This window comes from Streptomyces sp. NPDC001068, from assembly GCF_042897315.1.
Lineage (GTDB): Bacteria > Actinomycetota > Actinomycetes > Streptomycetales > Streptomycetaceae > Streptomyces.
This window is the reverse complement of record NZ_JBIAYD010000014.1, coordinates 192,642-207,949: the sequence shown is the minus strand read 5'-3', so window position 1 is coordinate 207,949 and position 15,308 is coordinate 192,642. Positions and strand designations below refer to the sequence as shown.

15 protein-coding genes are annotated in these 15,308 nt (G+C 71.6%); 7 read left to right on the top strand and 8 right to left on the bottom strand.

Translation table 11 applies throughout. The annotated features are described in order from the left end of the window. The first annotated feature begins 23 nt into the window (after positions 1 to 23). The 3 genes from ACFY3I_RS35295 (at position 24) to ACFY3I_RS35285 (ending at position 2,861) form a co-directional block, all read left to right on the top strand. Positions 24 to 863, top strand: coding sequence for an isoprenyl transferase (locus ACFY3I_RS35295; RefSeq protein ID WP_365295767.1), 840 nt, complete (start codon positions 24 to 26; stop codon positions 861 to 863). Between the two features lie 82 nt (positions 864 to 945). Further along, positions 946 to 2,298 (top strand): histidine-type phosphatase, encoded by a 1,353-nt coding sequence (locus ACFY3I_RS35290; protein ID WP_390865070.1) that lies wholly within the window; start codon positions 946 to 948, stop codon positions 2,296 to 2,298. Between the two features lie 23 nt (positions 2,299 to 2,321). Further along, positions 2,322 to 2,861 (top strand): YcxB family protein, encoded by a 540-nt coding sequence (locus ACFY3I_RS35285; protein ID WP_390865068.1) that lies wholly within the window; start codon positions 2,322 to 2,324, stop codon positions 2,859 to 2,861. 10 nt (positions 2,862 to 2,871) lie between these two features. Here the strand turns inward: ACFY3I_RS35285 and ACFY3I_RS35280 are convergent, their stop codons facing one another. The 4 genes from ACFY3I_RS35280 to ACFY3I_RS35265 form a co-directional block, all read right to left on the bottom strand. Then, positions 2,872 to 3,294: a transcriptional repressor gene (locus tag ACFY3I_RS35280; RefSeq protein WP_365295761.1), complete on the bottom strand. Its 423-nt coding sequence runs from the start codon at positions 3,292 to 3,294 to the stop codon at positions 2,872 to 2,874. A 61-nt stretch (positions 3,295 to 3,355) separates the two neighbouring features. Next, a complete protein-coding gene (locus ACFY3I_RS35275) occupies positions 3,356 to 4,258 on the bottom strand; it encodes a metal ABC transporter permease (protein ID WP_390865066.1) in 903 nt (300 codons plus the stop codon). Beyond that, positions 4,258 to 5,022 (bottom strand): metal ABC transporter ATP-binding protein, encoded by a 765-nt coding sequence (locus ACFY3I_RS35270; protein ID WP_390865064.1) that lies wholly within the window; start codon positions 5,020 to 5,022, stop codon positions 4,258 to 4,260. The genes ACFY3I_RS35275 and ACFY3I_RS35270 overlap by 1 nt, the downstream gene beginning before the upstream one ends. Positions 5,023 to 5,036: 14 nt before the next feature. After that, a complete protein-coding gene (locus ACFY3I_RS35265) occupies positions 5,037 to 5,993 on the bottom strand; it encodes a metal ABC transporter substrate-binding protein (protein ID WP_390865063.1) in 957 nt (318 codons plus the stop codon). 186 nt (positions 5,994 to 6,179) lie between these two features. Between ACFY3I_RS35265 and ACFY3I_RS35260 the strand changes: the two genes are divergently transcribed. Continuing rightward, complete coding sequence (locus ACFY3I_RS35260; protein WP_365295753.1) at positions 6,180 to 7,562, top strand: glycine--tRNA ligase; 1,383 nt, start codon at positions 6,180 to 6,182, stop codon at positions 7,560 to 7,562. 240 nt (positions 7,563 to 7,802) lie between these two features. Here ACFY3I_RS35260 and ACFY3I_RS35255 read toward each other — a convergent pair whose 3' ends face one another. Next, the gene (locus ACFY3I_RS35255; RefSeq protein ID WP_390865062.1) at positions 7,803 to 8,849 is read right to left on the bottom strand and encodes a chitinase; all 1,047 of its coding nucleotides are present in this window, start codon (positions 8,847 to 8,849) and stop codon (positions 7,803 to 7,805) included. Between the two features lie 178 nt (positions 8,850 to 9,027). Here ACFY3I_RS35255 and ACFY3I_RS35250 point away from each other — a divergent pair, with 178 nt between their 5' ends. Both ACFY3I_RS35250 and ACFY3I_RS35245 read left to right on the top strand, forming a co-directional pair. After that, entirely contained in the window at positions 9,028 to 10,044 is a 1,017-nt protein-coding gene (locus ACFY3I_RS35250) for an aldo/keto reductase (protein WP_390865160.1), read from the top strand. A gap of 26 nt (positions 10,045 to 10,070) precedes the next feature. Then, positions 10,071 to 10,688: a TetR family transcriptional regulator gene (locus ACFY3I_RS35245; protein WP_390865060.1), complete on the top strand. Its 618-nt coding sequence runs from the start codon at positions 10,071 to 10,073 to the stop codon at positions 10,686 to 10,688. On the opposite strand, the gene ACFY3I_RS35240 is transcribed toward ACFY3I_RS35245, so the two are convergent. The 3 genes from ACFY3I_RS35240 to ACFY3I_RS35230 all read right to left on the bottom strand — a co-directional run bounded on the left by ACFY3I_RS35240 (position 10,675) and on the right by ACFY3I_RS35230 (position 12,735). Continuing rightward, positions 10,675 to 11,100: a hypothetical protein gene (locus tag ACFY3I_RS35240; protein ID WP_390865059.1), complete on the bottom strand. Its 426-nt coding sequence runs from the start codon at positions 11,098 to 11,100 to the stop codon at positions 10,675 to 10,677. The genes ACFY3I_RS35245 and ACFY3I_RS35240 overlap by 14 nt on opposite strands. A 212-nt stretch (positions 11,101 to 11,312) precedes the next feature. After that, positions 11,313 to 12,461, bottom strand: coding sequence for a serine hydrolase domain-containing protein (locus ACFY3I_RS35235; RefSeq protein ID WP_390865057.1), 1,149 nt, complete (start codon positions 12,459 to 12,461; stop codon positions 11,313 to 11,315). A gap of 55 nt (positions 12,462 to 12,516) precedes the next feature. Next, positions 12,517 to 12,735 carry a hypothetical protein gene (locus ACFY3I_RS35230; protein WP_365295744.1) on the bottom strand — a complete coding sequence of 73 codons (219 nt, stop codon included), beginning with the start codon at positions 12,733 to 12,735 and terminating at the stop codon, positions 12,517 to 12,519. A gap of 290 nt (positions 12,736 to 13,025) precedes the next feature. On the opposite strand from ACFY3I_RS35230, the gene ACFY3I_RS35225 reads away from it, so the two are divergent. After that, on the top strand, positions 13,026 to 15,284 hold the full coding sequence (locus ACFY3I_RS35225) for an ATP-binding SpoIIE family protein phosphatase (protein ID WP_365295742.1): 2,259 nt from the start codon (positions 13,026 to 13,028) through the stop codon (positions 15,282 to 15,284). Positions 15,285 to 15,308: the final 24 nt, after the last annotated feature.

Here is a 15,308-nt window from a genome sequence, read left to right as displayed (position 1 = left end):
GCTCAGAGGGAGACGAGAAGCACATGGTCGTACGCGGGATCCTGGGGAGCCGGCGCCGCGAGTACAGGACGCCGGAACCGCACCCGTCCGGTGCCCGCCCGCCCAAGCTCCCGGGCGAGCTGGTCCCGAGCCATGTGGCCATAGTCATGGACGGCAACGGCCGCTGGGCCAAGGAGCGCGGGCTGCCGCGCACCGAGGGGCACAAGGTCGGCGCCGAGCGCGTCCTCGACGTGCTCCAGGGCTCCATCGAGATCGGCGTCCGCAACATCTCCCTCTACGCCTTCTCCACCGAGAACTGGAAGCGCTCGCCCGAAGAGGTCCGCTTCCTCATGAACTTCAACCGCGACTTCATCCGCAAGACCCGCGACCAGCTCGACGAGCTCGGCATCCGGGTGCGCTGGGCGGGCCGGATGCCCCGGCTGTGGAAGTCGGTCGCCAAGGAACTCCAGGTCGCCCAGGAGCAGACCAAGGACAACGACCTGCTCACCCTGTACTTCTGCATGAACTACGGCGGCCGCGCCGAGATCGCCGACGCGGTGCAGTCGATCGCCGAGGAGGTCAAGGCCGGCCGGCTCGACCCGTCGAAGATCTCCGAGAAGACCATCCAGAAGCACATGTACTACGGCGACATGCCGGACGTGGACGTGTTCCTGCGCCCCAGCGGCGAGCAGCGCACCTCCAACTTCCTGCTCTGGCAGAGCGCCTACGCCGAGATGGTCTTCCAGGACGTCCTGTGGCCCGACTTCGACCGCCGCGACCTGTGGCGCGCGTGCCTCGAATTCGCCTCCCGGGACCGCCGGTTCGGCGGCGCCATTCCCAACGAGGAGCTGCTGGCCATGGAGGGCAACCACCCCGGCGAGTGACGGCCACCCGCCGTTCACGAGAAGCGTCCAGGATGCGGGAGTTCACGCCCGGACCCGGTCTCCCGCCCCTGGACGGTCTCTCATGAACCGTGTCACCCCTGTTCTCGCCCTTGGCGCCCTGCTGCTGGCGGCGCTGCCCGCGCACGCCGCGGACAACGGGCCCGCCCACCGCGACAGTTACGGCACCAAGGCCGTGTACGCCCCCGGCCAGAACCCGCGCGCCTACCGGCAGCCGCCCGCCGGTTACACCGCCGTCTTCACCGAGAACGTCTCCCGGCACGGGTCGCGCTCCGCCACCGACGGCGAGGACGGCGACACGGTCCTCGCGCTCTGGGACCGGGCCCGGGCCGACGGTCAACTCACCCGCCTCGGCCAGGAGTTCGGCCCGGACGTACAGGCCCTCGAAACGGCCATGAGCACCGTCGGGTACGGCAACCTCAGCGGCCGCGGCAAGGACGAGCTCCGCGCCACCGCCGTCCGCCTGGAGCAGCGCCTGCCGGGTCTGTTCTCCGCGATCGCGAAGAACGGCGAGAAGATCGACGTCGTCAGCTCGGGCCAGGGCCGCGCGGTGGACAGCGGCACGGTCTTCGCCACCGCCCTCACCGACGCCGACCCGGCGCTGAAGGCCTCGCTCGGCCCCGCCCGGGTCGACAAGGACCTGCTCTACTTCCACAAGTCCGCCGGCGGCGCCGACTACCAGAAGTGGCTGGCGAGCGACGAGCGGCTCGCCTCGACCCTGGAGTCGGTCACCGACCGGCCGGCCACCCACCGGGCGGCCGCCCGGGTCCTCGGCAGGATCTTCCGGCCGGCGTTCGTGCGGCGCGTCGCCGACGGCGAGTTCTCCGCCGTCGCCTCCGACGTCACCGCCGCCGAGGCCGTGTACAACCTCTACGCCATCGCGCCCGCGATGAGCGAGGAGAGCCCGGACGGGAAGGGCTGGGACTTCGAGCGCTACGTCGCCCCGCGTGACGCGTCCTGGTTCGGCTACCTCGGCGACGCCGAGGACTTCTACGAGAAGGGCCCGAGCTTCGCGGACAGCGACATCACCTACAGGATGGCGAGCCCCCTCCTGGACGACCTCTTCAAGCAGGTCGAGGCCGAGCGGGACGGCACCGGCACGCTGGGCGCCGAACTCCGCTTCACCCACGCCGAGGAGATCATCCCGCTGGCCGCGCTGATGGGCCTGCCCGGCAGTGGGAGGCCCGCGAAGCCGGGCCGGACGTACACGTACGCGAACAACCCCTGGCGCGGCGCCGAGGTCGCCCCGCTCGCCTCCAACATCCAGTGGGACGTCTTCCGCAAGGGCGACGACTACCTGGTGCGGATGCTCTACGACGAGAAGGAGATCCCCTTCAAGGCCGGCTGCAGGCCGATCTCCAGGGGCAGCACCTTCTACCGCCTCGACGAGCTGGAGAAGTGCTTCGACCGGAACTGACCGGCGCCGCTACGATCCGCACCATGGTCATGGACATGAATCTGGGGCAGAACTCCGTGCCGGACACGGTCGAGTTGGAGTTCGTGCCGACGGCGAGGGACTTCGTCGCGATATCGCGGGAGCGCCGTCGGTTCAGCAGGGGCGGGCGACGGGAGTACTGGATGATCGGCGTGGCCTCCGCGGTGGCCGCCCTGCAGGTCCTCCTGATGCTCACCGGGCAGAACGCCAACGTGGGTCTGCTGGTCGGCCTCGTCGCCTTCGTGGCCCTGCTGCTCGTCCTCCCGAGGCTGATGGGACGGGCCATGCAGCGCCTGGCCGCACGCAACGGCGTCTTCCGGGCGGTCGTCACGGCGTCGGGGGTGACGGTGACCACCGACCACACCTCGACCACGGTCGACTGGGTGGCGCAGCCCCGCTACCGCGAGACTCCCGAACTCTTCGTGACGTTCAGCGACACCAAGGGCGCGATCGCGTTCACGATGCTGCCCAAGCGCGGCCTCTCGGACCCGGCCGACGTCGACCGGCTGCGCGCGCTCCTCGACCGGCACATCACGCGCGGGTAGCGCGGGCGGCTCAGCAGCTTCCCGCGGTCCCGGCGCAGTCCGCGCACGTCCCGAAGATCTCGACGGTGTGCGCGACGTTGACGTAGCCGTGCTCGGCGGCGATCGCCTCCGCCCACTTCTCGACGGCGGGTCCCTCCACCTCCACCGCCTTGCCGCACACGCGGCAGACCAGGTGGTGGTGGTGGTCGCCGGTGGAGCAGCGCCGGTACACCGACTCGCCCTCCGAGGTGCGCAGGACGTCGACCTCGCCGGCGTCGGCGAGGTTCTGGAGGGTGCGGTACACCGTGGTGAGGCCCACCGAGTCGCCCTTGTGCTTGAGCATGTCGTGCAGTTCCTGTGCGCTGCGGAACTCGTCGACCTCGTCCAGGGCCGCCGCCACGGCTGCCCGCTGACGGGTCGAGCGGCCCTTCACGGGCGGTCCAGCGGTCGTCACCGGTTGCCTCCTCACATCACTGCTTCTGCCGGGCCATTGTGCCAGCCCGGAGTGCGCCCGGTCAGACGCCGATCTCGTCGGCGGCCTGCCGGCCGGCCGGAATCGCGCACTCCGCGGGATCCCCGGCGGGCCGCCGGGCGGCCGCCGCACGGGCGCGTCGCCGGGCCAGCGGTGCGGCCAGCAGACTCAGCACGACGAACGCCGCGATGGTCAGCAGCACGATCGTCGCGCCCGGCGGAACGTACTGGTAGTACGACGTGATCGTGCCCCCGATCGTCACCGTCACACCGATCGCGACGGCGATCGCGAAGGTGGCCGCGAAGCTGCGGCTGAGCTGCTGGGCGGCGGCCACCGGGACCACCATCAGCGCCGACACCAGCAGCAGGCCCACCACCCGCATCGCGACCGTCACCGTGACCGCCGCCGTGATCGCCGTCAGCAGGTTCAGCGCCCGCACCGGCAGGCCGGTCACCCGCGCGAACTCCTCGTCCTGGCTGACCGCGAACAACTGCCGGCGCAGCCCGAGGGTGACCAGCAGGACGAAGCCGGCGAGCACGCAGATCGCGGTCACGTCCGAGTCCGACACCGTCGACAGCGAGCCGAAGAGGTACGACATCAGGTTGGCGTTGGAGCCGCCCGGCGCGAGGTTGATCAGCATCACCCCGCCGGCCATGCCGCCGTAGAAGAGCATCGCGAGGGCGATGTCGCCGCGGGTGCGGCCGTACCAGCGGATCAGCTCCATCAGGATCGCGCCGAGGACGGAGACGGCCGTGGCCATCCACACCGGGGAGGTGGAGAGCAGGAAGCCGAGGCCGACGCCGGTCATCGCCACGTGGCCGATGCCGTCGCCCATCAGGGCCTGGCGGCGCTGGACCAGGTAGATGCCGACGGCGGGCGCGGTGATGCCGACCAGGACGGCGGCGAGCAGGGCCCGCTGCATGAGGGCGTAGTTCAGGAAGTCCATCAGCTCAGCAGTCCCGTGCGCAGTGGTGTGTGCTCGTCGTGGGGGTGGACGTGGTCGTGGCCGGGCAGCGCGTGCTGGCCCACCGCCCGCGGGGGCGGCCCGTCGTGCAGGACGCAGCCGTCGCGCAGGACGACCGCGCGGTCGATCAGCGGCTCCAGCGGCCCCAGTTCGTGCAGGACCAGCAGGACCGTGGTGCCCCGCTCGACCTGCCCGCGCAGGGTCCGCGCGAGGATCTCCTGGCTGGCCAGGTCCACGCCCGCCATCGGCTCGTCCATGATCAGCAGCTCGGGCCGGGCGACCAGGGCGCGGGCGATCAGCACCCGCTGGTGCTGGCCGCCGGAGAGCGCCTCGACGTTGTCCCTGGCCCGGTCGGCCATCCCGACCAGGCCGAGCGCGTCCCGTACCGCCTGGTGGTCGGCCTTGCGGAAGAGGCCGAAGCGGGTGCGGGAGAGGAGGCCGGCCGAGACGACCTCGGTGACGGTGGCGGGGACGCCGCCCGCGGCGGTGGTGCGCTGCGGGACGTAGCCGACCCGCGACCAGTCGCGGAAGGCGCGGCGCGGGGTGCCGAACAGGGCGATCTCGCCGCCGGTGGCCTGCACCTGGCCGATGACCGTGCGGATGGCGGTGGACTTGCCGGAGCCGTTCGCGCCGAGCAGCGCGACGACCTCGCCGCGGTGCACGGTCAGGTCGATGCCGCGCAGCACGGGGCGTGAACCCAGCTCGGCGGTGACACCGCGCAGGGATATGACGGGTTCGCCGGTCATCTTCTTCTCTCCCCTCATTTGGCGCCCAGGGCCTTCTGAAGGGCCTTGAGGTTGGCCTCCTGGACCGCGAAGTAGTCCTTGCCGCGGGACTTGCCGGTGATCCCCTCGATCGGGTCGAGGACGTCCGTCCGCAGTCCGGCGTCGGTGGCGACGGTCCTGGCGGTCTTGTCGCTGACGAGCGTCTCGTAGAACACGGTGGAGACGCCGTCGGCCCTGGCCATGGTCTCCAGGTCCTTCACGCGGGCCACGCTCGGCTCCGACTCGGGGTCCAGGCCGTTGATGGCCTCCTCGGTCAGGCCGTAGCGCTCGGCGAGGTAGCCGAAGGCCGCGTGGGTGGTGATGAAGACCTTGGTCCTGGTGTTCGCCAGGCCGTCCTTGAACCTGGTGTTCAGGTCGTCCAGTTCGCCGACCAGGGCGGCGGTGTTCTTCCGGTAGTCGGCCGCGTGGTCCGGGTCGGCCTTCTCGAAGGCCTTGCCGACCCCTTCGGCGACCTGGGCGTAGCGCACCGGGTCCAGCCAGATGTGGGGGTCGAGGCCGGACGCCTCCTCGTTCCTGGAGGCGTCGTGCGCGGCGGCGTGGCCGCCGACCTCGTTGCCGTGCTGTTCCAGCGTGGTCAGGGAGGCGGCGTCGATCTTGGTGCCCACGGAGGACTGGGCGACGGCGTCGTCGACCGAGGGCTGGAGGTTCTTGAGGTAGAGGACGGCGTCGGACTTCTCGATGCCGATGATCTGCCTGGGGCTGATCTCCAGGTCGTGCGGTTCCTGGCCGGGCGAGGTGAGGCTGGTGACGTGCACGTGACTCCCGCCGATCCGGTCGGCGAGGAAGGCCATCGGGTAGAAGGACGCGACGACGTCGAACCTGCCGGTCGGGGCCGCCGTGGCGTCACCTCCGCAGGCGGTGAGGGTCGCCGCGCCGAGTGCGGTGACGGTGGCCGCGGCGGCCGCGGATATGAGGCGACGACATACGTTCATGAGAGTCATTTTCAACAAACATGGAAACCGTTGTCAACAAGCCCTCGTGGGAGATTCGGCGAGCCCGGTCCGGTCTGTCCGTGATGGGGGACCGATTTGGCCGAGGGGGAGTCCCCGCCGGTAACCTGAAGCATTCGCTCTGAAGCATCTCGCTTCGTCGCCCGTCGTCGTAATGAAGAGAGCACCGTGGCCGCCGACAAGATCGACACCATCGTCAGCCTGAGCAAGCGCCGTGGCTTCGTATTCCCGTGCAGTGAGATCTACGGCGGACAGCGTGCCGCCTGGGACTACGGGCCGCTCGGTGTCGAGCTCAAGGAGAACCTGAAGCGCCAGTGGTGGCGCTACATGGTGACGTCGCGCGAGGACGTGGTCGGTCTCGACTCGTCCGTCATCCTGGCCCCGGAGGTCTGGGTGGCCTCCGGTCACGTCGCCACCTTCACGGACCCGCTGACCGAGTGCACCGCGTGCCACAAGCGGTTCCGCGCGGACCACCTGGAGGAGCACTACGAGGCCAAGCACGGCCGCCTCCCCGAGAACGGCCTGGCGGACGTGAACTGCCCGAACTGCGGCAACAAGGGCCAGTTCACCGAGCCCAAGCAGTTCTCGGGCCTGCTCTCCACCCACCTCGGTCCCACCCAGGACAGCGGCTCCGTCGCCTACCTGCGCCCCGAGACCGCCCAGGGCATCTTCACCAACTTCGCCCAGGTGCAGGTCGCCTCGCGCCGCAAGCCGCCGTTCGGCATCGCCCAGATGGGCAAGTCCTTCCGCAACGAGATCACGCCCGGCAACTTCATCTTCCGCACCCGCGAGTTCGAGCAGATGGAGATGGAGTTCTTCGTCAAGCCGGGCGAGGACGAGACGTGGCAGGAGTACTGGATGGAGCAGCGCTGGAACTGGTACACCGGCCTCGGCATGCGCGAGGAGAACATGCGGTGGTACGAGCACCCGAAGGAGAAGCTCTCCCACTACTCCAAGCGCACCGCCGACATCGAGTACCGCTTCCAGTTCGGTGGCAACGAGTGGGGTGAGCTGGAGGGCGTCGCCAACCGCACCGACTACGACCTGAACGCCCACTCCAAGGCCTCCGGCCAGGACCTCTCCTACTTCGACCAGGAGGCCGGGGAGCGCTGGACGCCGTACGTCATCGAGCCGGCGGCCGGTGTCGGCCGGGCGATGCTGGCGTTCCTCCTCGACGCCTACGTCGAGGACGAGGCGCCCAACGCCAAGGGCAAGCTGGAGAAGCGCACGGTGCTGCGCCTGGACCACCGTCTGGCGCCGGTCAAGGTCGCGGTGCTCCCGCTGTCCCGCAACCCCGAGCTGTCCCCGAAGGCCAAGGGCCTGGCCGCCGCCCTGCGGCAGCACTGGAACATCGAGTTCGACGACGCCGGTGCCATCGGCCGCCGCTACCGCCGCCAGGACGAGATCGGCACGCCGTACTGCGTGACCGTCGACTTCGACACGCTCGAGGACAACGCGGTCACCGTCCGCGAGCGTGACTCGATGAAGCAGGAGCGGGTCTCCCTGGACCAGATCGAGGGCTACCTCGCGGGGCGCCTGCTGGGCTGCTAGGTCCGTTTCCACCCCAAGACGCCCGCCCTCCAGCCGACTCGGTCGGCCGGAGGGCGGGCGTTCTGGTTCGGGCGACGCGGCGGTGAGTCATGAGTGCCGGGGAGCCCGACCGACCTCAGGGGCGCGGGGAACCGCGCGATCAACCCCCACCGGCCCGCGGGGACCCGCCGGCCCGAGAGGATCCCCCGGCCCGCCGGGGACTTACCGGCATGTGGCACCCCACACGCCGGTCCCGTGCGGTCAGCGGTGCTGGAGCGACTTCACGTTGTCGCCGAAGGTCCAGTTCTTCGAGCCGTCCCAGTTGATCGACCAGGTCATCAGGCCCTTCAGGGACGTGCCGTAGTGGTTCCAGGCCTGGGAGACCAGGCTCGGTGACATGTAGCCGCCGCCCGCTCCCGGCTGCGCGGGCAGCCCCGGGACCTGCTTGTCGTACGGCACCCTGATCGTCGTACCCTGCACGACCAGGCCCTTGTTGAGGCAGTCCGTCTGGGCGGTGAAGCCGGCGACCGTGCCCGCCGAGTAGGAGTCACCGGAGCAGCCGTACATGCTGCCGTTGTAGTACTGCATGTTGAGCCACCACAGCCGGCCGTTGTCGGCGTACTTCTTCACGATCGGCAGGTAGGCGCCCCAGATCGAGCCGTAGGTGATGCTGCCGCCGGTGACGTACGCCGTCTCCGGGGCCATCGTCAGGCCGAAGCCCGCCGGCATCCGGGCGAGCACCCCGTCGATGATGCGGACCAGGTTGGCCTGGGACGTGGAGAGCTGGGCGATCGAACCGCTGCCGACCAGGCCGGTCTCGATGTCGATGTCGATGCCGTCGAAGTTGTACTTCTTCAGGATGGGCACGATCGTCGCGACGAACCGGTCGGCCACGGCGGAGGAGCTGAGGTCGATACCGGCCGCCGCGCCGCCGATCGACAGCAGGACGGTCTGGCCGGCCGCCTTCGCCGCGCACATCTCCGCGGGCGTCGCCACCTTCACGCCCGCGTCCATGCCGTCCTCCCACAGCGCGGTGCCGTCGGAGCGGATGACCGGGAAGGCCGCGTTGATCACGTTGTAGCCGTGCGCGGCGATCCGGGAGTCGGTGATCGGGGTCCAGCCGAACGGCGGGTGGACGCCGTTGGCGGAGCCGTCCCAGTTCTCCCAGTAGCCCTGGAGGACCTTTCCGGCCGGGCGCGCCTTCAGCGCGCAGGTGTCGGCGGCGGACGCGGGCCCGGCGGCGGGCAGCTGGGTGAGCGCGGCGGTCGCCAGCGCGGCGGCGAGCAGGCTGAGGGCGCGGCGGAGCATACGGATCCTCCCGGTGGGGGTGCGGCGAGGTGTCGTAGCCATGACAGTGCTCGTGGTCCAGACCTCTCGTCAATAGGTCTGGACCAGAAAGGGGTCCGCCGCGGTCCGCCGCGACGACAGGTATGGAATGACAGATATTGAAATCTGTCAGCTGTCATGCGACAGTGGAGCCATGACGATGCACACCCACCCCCTCGGTTCCACCGGCCCCCAGGTCTCCGCCCTCGGCCTCGGTTGCATGGGCATGTCCGCGCTGTACGGCGAGGCCGACCGCGCCGAGTCGATCGCCACCGTCCACGCCGCCCTCGACGCGGGCGTGACGCTCCTGGACACCGGCGACTTCTACGCCATGGGCCACAACGAGATGCTGGTCGGCGAGGCCCTGCGCACCGCCCCCGCCGCCCACCGCGAAAGGGCCCTGACCAGCGTCAAGTTCGGCGCCCTGCGCGGCCCGGACGGCAGCTGGATCGGCCACGACGGCCGCCCGGCCGCGGTGAAGAACTTCGCCGCCTACTCCCTCCAGCGCCTCGGCGTCGACCACATCGACGTCTACCGGATCGCCCGCGTCGACCCGGACGTGCCGATCGAGGAGACGGTCGGCGCGATCGCCGAACTGGTCGAGCAGGGATACGTCCGGCACATCGGCCTCAGCGAGGCCTCCGTCGACAACATCCGCCGGGCCGCCGCCACCGCGCCCATCTCCGACCTGCAGATCGAGTACGCGATCATCACCCGCGACATCGAGCGGGAGATCCTGCCCACCACCCGCGAACTGGGCATCGGCATCACCGCGTACGGCGTGCTGTCCCGGGGCCTGATCTCCGGCCACTTCACCCGCGACCGGCAGCTCGGCGCCGGCGACTTCCGGTCCTTCTCGCCCCGCTTCCAGGGCGACAACCTCCAGCACAACCTCGACCTCGTCGAGGCGCTCCGGAAGATCGCCGACGACAAGGGCGTGACCGTCGCCCAGATCGCCATCGCCTGGGTGCTCTCGCGGGGCGCGGACCACGGCGACGACATCGTGCCGCTGATCGGCGCCCGCACCCGCGAGCGGCTCGCGGAGTCCCTCGGGGCGCTGGACGTCACCCTGGACGCGGCCGACCTGGCGGCCATCGAGGAGGCGGTGCCCCCGGGCGCGGCGGCGGGCACCCGCTACCCGGCCGCGCAGATGTCCCACCTCGGCACCGAGCACTGACGACGGCGTTGGGTACCGTCTAAGCCATGGCAGCCACGTCCCCCACCCCCACCACCCTCACCGCCGAACGCATCCTGGAGGCGACCGAGGAGGTGCTGCGCCGGCACGGCCCGGCCAAGGCCACCGTGGTGGACGTGGCCCGTGCCCTCGGCGTCAGCCACGGCAGCGTCTACCGGCACTTCCGGACCAAGGCGGCACTGCGGGAGGCGGTGACGAAGAGGTGGCTGGACCGCACCTCGCAGCTGCTGTCCGGCATAGTGGCCGCGGACCGGGACCCCGAGGAACGGCTGCGGGACTGGCTGTGGGCGCTCTTCGACGCCAAGCGCCGCAAGGCGGGCGACGACCCCGAGCTGTTCGCCACCTACATGGTGCTGGTCGACGAGAACGGCCCGGCGGTCACCGGGCACATCGACGACCTGACCGGGCAGCTCGCCGAGATCATCGGCGCCGGGTCCGGCACGGGAGCCTTCACCGTGCCCGCCCCGGCCGCGGCGGCCCGGACCGTCTTCCAGGCCACCGGCCGCTTCCACGATCCGGGCTACGCGCGCGAGTGGATGCGGCCGGAGGCCGAGGCGGACTTCGCCTCGCTGGTGGACCTGCTGCTGCGGGGCCTCGGTTCGACCCGCGGCCTCACCTCACCTTGACGGTGACCGTGGGGGAGTGGGTCTTGCCGGCCGCGATCCGCAGGTGCTCGGTGCCCTTCGTGTTGATCTTCGCGTTCAGCGCGTAGGCGCTGCCGTTCTTGACCTTGACGCTCGCCCTGAGCGGCACCCACTTGCCGTCGTGCTGGTGCTGGAGCACCAGCGGCGTGCCGATCTTCAGGCCCTTGGTGCGGCCGGTGAAGGTCACCGTGTCGCCCGCTCTGACCGAGTCCTTGCCCGACTTGATCGTGATCGACGCCATGGCGGACGGGGACGGGCTCGGCTTCGCGCTGCTGGACGCGGGGCCGGTCCTGGCCTCCGAGGCGAACGCGCCGGCGCTGCCGGCCGACAGCAGGACCAGCGAGAGCGCGCCGGCGGCGAGGGCCCGCGAGGCCGGGCGGTGGATGCGGTGCATGGCAGAGCTCCTGTCGACGAGGACGGAGGAACCCCTCCAGGCTTGGCCGGGCCGCCCGCGACGGCGACCCGGGAGCCCTCGCGAACGGCGCGGGCCACCCCTCGCTCCGGTAAAGTCCGCAGGTGGCGACACCCGCGCTGACCTCGCGATTCCCCTCCACGGTGTCACCCGAACGCAGTAACGGCCCTCGCGGGGCGACCCCCAGGCCGCCCCTAGGCCGTGGCCTCCCAGAACTCCCGCATCAGCGTCTTCGGCGTCGGGCCCGTCATCGCCACCTGGGTGAGCAGGACCGTGACCGTGCCGGTGGCCGGGACCAGGTGCGCGGTGGTGCCGGTGCCGCCCAGCCAGCCGTAGCGGCCCGGGACGTTCCAGGGGTCCGCCGGGGTGACGTCGACCTGGCCGCCGTACCCCCAGCCCTGGCCCTCCAGGAAGAGAGCGGCGCGTTCGCGCTGCCGAGCCGTCAGATGGTTCGCGGTCATCCGGCTCACCGAGGTCGCGGACAGCAGCCGGCGGCCGTCCGCCGCGACGCCCGCGGTCAGCAGCAGCCGGGCGAACGCCAGCAGGTCGTCCGCCGTGGAGACCAGGCCCCCACCGCCAGAGGGGAAGCGGGGCAGGCCGTCGAACGCGCCGTCCGGGGTGTCCGTCAGGTGCAGGGTGCCGTCCGCGGCGGGGGCGTAGGACGAGGTGAAGCGGTGCCGCTTCGACGCCGGCACCTCGAACGCCGTGTCCTCCATCCCCAGCGGCTCGAAGACCCGCTCCGCCAGGAAGTCGGGGAACGAACGGCCCGACACCCGGGCGACCAGGATGCCCTGGAGGGCGGACGAGGTGCCGTACAGCCAGGCCTCGCCCGGCTGGTGCAGCATCGGGACCTGGGCGAGCCGGCCCAGCCAGGTGTCCGGGTCCGGCCAGTCCCGGAAGGGGCGGCTCATCGGCTGCACCTCGTTCAGGGCCTGCGCGGCCGGCAGCGCGAAGTCGTCGGGCAGCCCCCAGCCGGCCCGGAAACTGAGCAGGTCCTCCACGGTGACCGGCCGGTCGGCCGGCACGACGTCGTCGACGGGACTCGCGGGCGTCCGGACCACCATCGGCTTCGCGATCTCGGGCAGCCACTCGGCCACCGGGTCGTCGAGCCCGATCAGCCCCTCGTCCAGCAGCATCAGCACCGCCGCCGCGGTGATCGGTTTGGTGAGCGACGCGATCCGGAAGATCGACTCCCGGGCCATCGGCGCGGACCCCTCGGCATCCAGGTGTCCGACGGCCACGACCTCCACGTCGTCACCGCGGGCCACCAGCCCGACGGCCCCGGGAACCGTTCCGTCGTCGACGCGACGGCGCAGAGTGGCATGGAGCGGTGACTCGGTCATCGGTGGTCCTTCCGTCGGATGCGGTCGCGGGTACGACTCCCGCACCGGCGGAAACTCATCGGGACGGCTCTGCCCCCGCCGGGTCCACGGTGGCCTGGTGGGCCTCGGCCAGGTGCTCCTCCGCCTTCAGCCAGGGCAGGAACTGCGCGCTCTGCCGCCAGCCGCAGGTGTCGCACCTGATCGTGCGCTGGATGCCGGTGCGCCGCACCCGGACCGTGTGCTCCCGGCCGTGCTGGTCCCACCGGCTGACCCTGCTCGAATCCAGCTGTGACATGACGCCTCCGAGTCCGTGCCCGATCCGCCGTCCGGCACGTGTCGACGGGAGGAGTGTGCAGCAAGACCAACATCAACGGGGATTTCTTCACGGCGAGTTGTCCAAGCCGTGTCCGGCAGGTCGGGTTCCGGCCGCAGGCCGGGCCCCTCCCGGTGTACATCCCGGCCGTACTGCCAACCCTCGGACCACGAGCCCGACTTGGTGTACCGGCGGAAACCCTGGACACGGCATTGACCAAGGCTCAAGATGAGAGCGACCTTTGCTGAAGCGGCCACCGGCACGGAGAGGCGATGCTGCCGGATCCTCAACGTTTCCTGGCCGTGTCCGGCCGCCGGATCGCTCGCGCCGAGGGCGCGGCCCAGGTCGTCAGGGAGTTGTCCCTGTCGACCGTTCCGGACCTGGCGGACGGGGTGTTCGTCTACCTCGCCGAGCCACGGCAGGACCCGGACGACCCCCTGCGCCTGCGGCTGGACGGACCGCCGGCCGAACTCGGCGGCCTGATGGGCGGGGCGCCCCCGGCCGGCGCCCCGGTGCCGCCCGGCGGAGTGCTGGCCGCGATCCTGCGGTGCGGCAGAGCGCGTGACAGAGACCACGACGACGTCGAGGAGGCCCTCCGTGAACTCCTCGGGACCGCCGCCCGCCTCCCGCAGGGAAACAGGATCCTGCTCGCCCCGTTGCGCGCGCCCGACGCCGTCGTGGGCCTCGCGGTGTTCCTGCGGCGCACGGACCGCGAGGACTTCACGGCGGACGACCTCGCCCTGGCCGACGCGCTGTCGGCCCAGGCCGCCCTCGGCGTGAGCGAGGACACCGCCGCCTCCCCGGCCCGCCCCGCCGCACCCAGGGCCCCGGACGAGGACCGGCTGCGCTACGTCGGCGCGGCCACCCGCCGGATCGCCCGCGGGTTCGACACCGACGAGATCGTGCTCGGCCTGTGCCGGGCCGCCGTACCGACGTACTCCGACGCGGCCCTCGTCTACCTGCGCGACCCGCTGCCGGTCGGCGACGAACGCCCGGCGGGCCCCGCGGTGCTGCGGCTGCGCCGCACCGACCGGATCAAGGGCCCCGGCGCCGAGGGCCTGGTCTGGCCGGCCGAGACCGTCGACGACGAACAGGACGAACTGGACGCGGCCGACTGGAGCGAGGTCGTGCCGGGCGGCGCGCTCGCCGAAGTGCTGCGCGGGGTCCGGCCGGTCTTCGCCGACGAGCCCGCCACCCGGGCCGCGCTCGGCGAACTCGTCGGCGCGGACAGCGCGCTGAACGGCTGGGCCGGTACGCACGCGATCCTCGCCCCGCTGCGCGGCCGCCGCCGGGTCACCGGCGCGGTGGTCTTCCTGCGGCGCCCGGAGCGACCCGCGTTCGAGCCCGCCGACCTCCTGGTCGCCGCCCAGCTGGCCACCCACACCGCGCTCGGGGTCGACAAGGCGGTGCTGTACAGCCGCGAGGCGTTCATCGCCGACCGGCTGCAGCGCGCGATGCTGCCGCACTCCCTGCCCCGGCCCACCGGCGTCCGGCTGGCCGTCCGCTACCTTCCCGCCGCCGAGACGGCCCGGGTCGGCGGCGACTGGTACGACGCGATACCGCTGCCCGGCAGCAGGGTCGCCCTGGTCGTCGGTGACGTGATGGGGCACTCCATGACCTCGGCGGCCGTCATGGGCCAGCTGCGCACCACCGCGCTGACCCTGGCCGGCCTCGACCTGCCGCCGCAGGAGGTCCTGCACCACCTCGACGAGCAGGCCCAGCGCCTCGGCACCGACCGCATGGCGACCTGCCTGTACGTCGTCTACGACCCGGTCTCGCACCGCATCACCGTCGCCAACGCCGGCCACCCGCCGCCGATCCTGCTGCACCCCGGCGGCAAGACCGAGGTCCTCGCGGTGCCGCCCGGCGCCCCGATCGGCGTCGGCGGCATCGACTTCGAGGCCGTCGAGCTGGACGCGCCCGCGGGCGCGACCCTGCTCCTCTACACCGACGGCCTGGTCGAGTCCCGGCTGCGCGACGTGTGGACCGGCATCGAGCAGTTGCGTGAACGGCTCGCCGCCACCGCCCAGTTGACCGGCCCCGACCGGCCGCCCCCGCTGGAGGCGCTGTGCGACGAGGTCCTCGACATGCTCGGGCCGGGCGACCGCGACGACGACATCGCGCTGCTGGCCGCCCGCTTCGACGGCATCGCGCCGAGCGACGTGGCCTACTGGACGCTGGAACCGGAGATCGGCAGCCCAGGGCGGGCCCGCCGGCTGACCCGGCAGGCCCTGGCCGACTGGGGCCTGGACGAACTCACCGACACCGCGGAGCTGTTGGTGAGCGAGATCGTCACCAACGCGGTACGGCACGCCTCCCGCCCGATCACCCTGCGGCTGCTGCGCACCGACGTGCTGCGCTGCGAGGTCGGCGACGACGTCCCGCAACTGCCGAGGCTGCGCCGCGCCTCACCCGAGGAGGAGCACGGCCGCGGCCTGTTCCTGGTGAACCGACTGGCCCGCCGCTGGGGCACCACCCGACTGGGCACCGGCAAGAGCGTCTGGTTCGAACTGGGCACCACCACAACCTGAACGCGCCCTGGGCCGCGCCCTGCA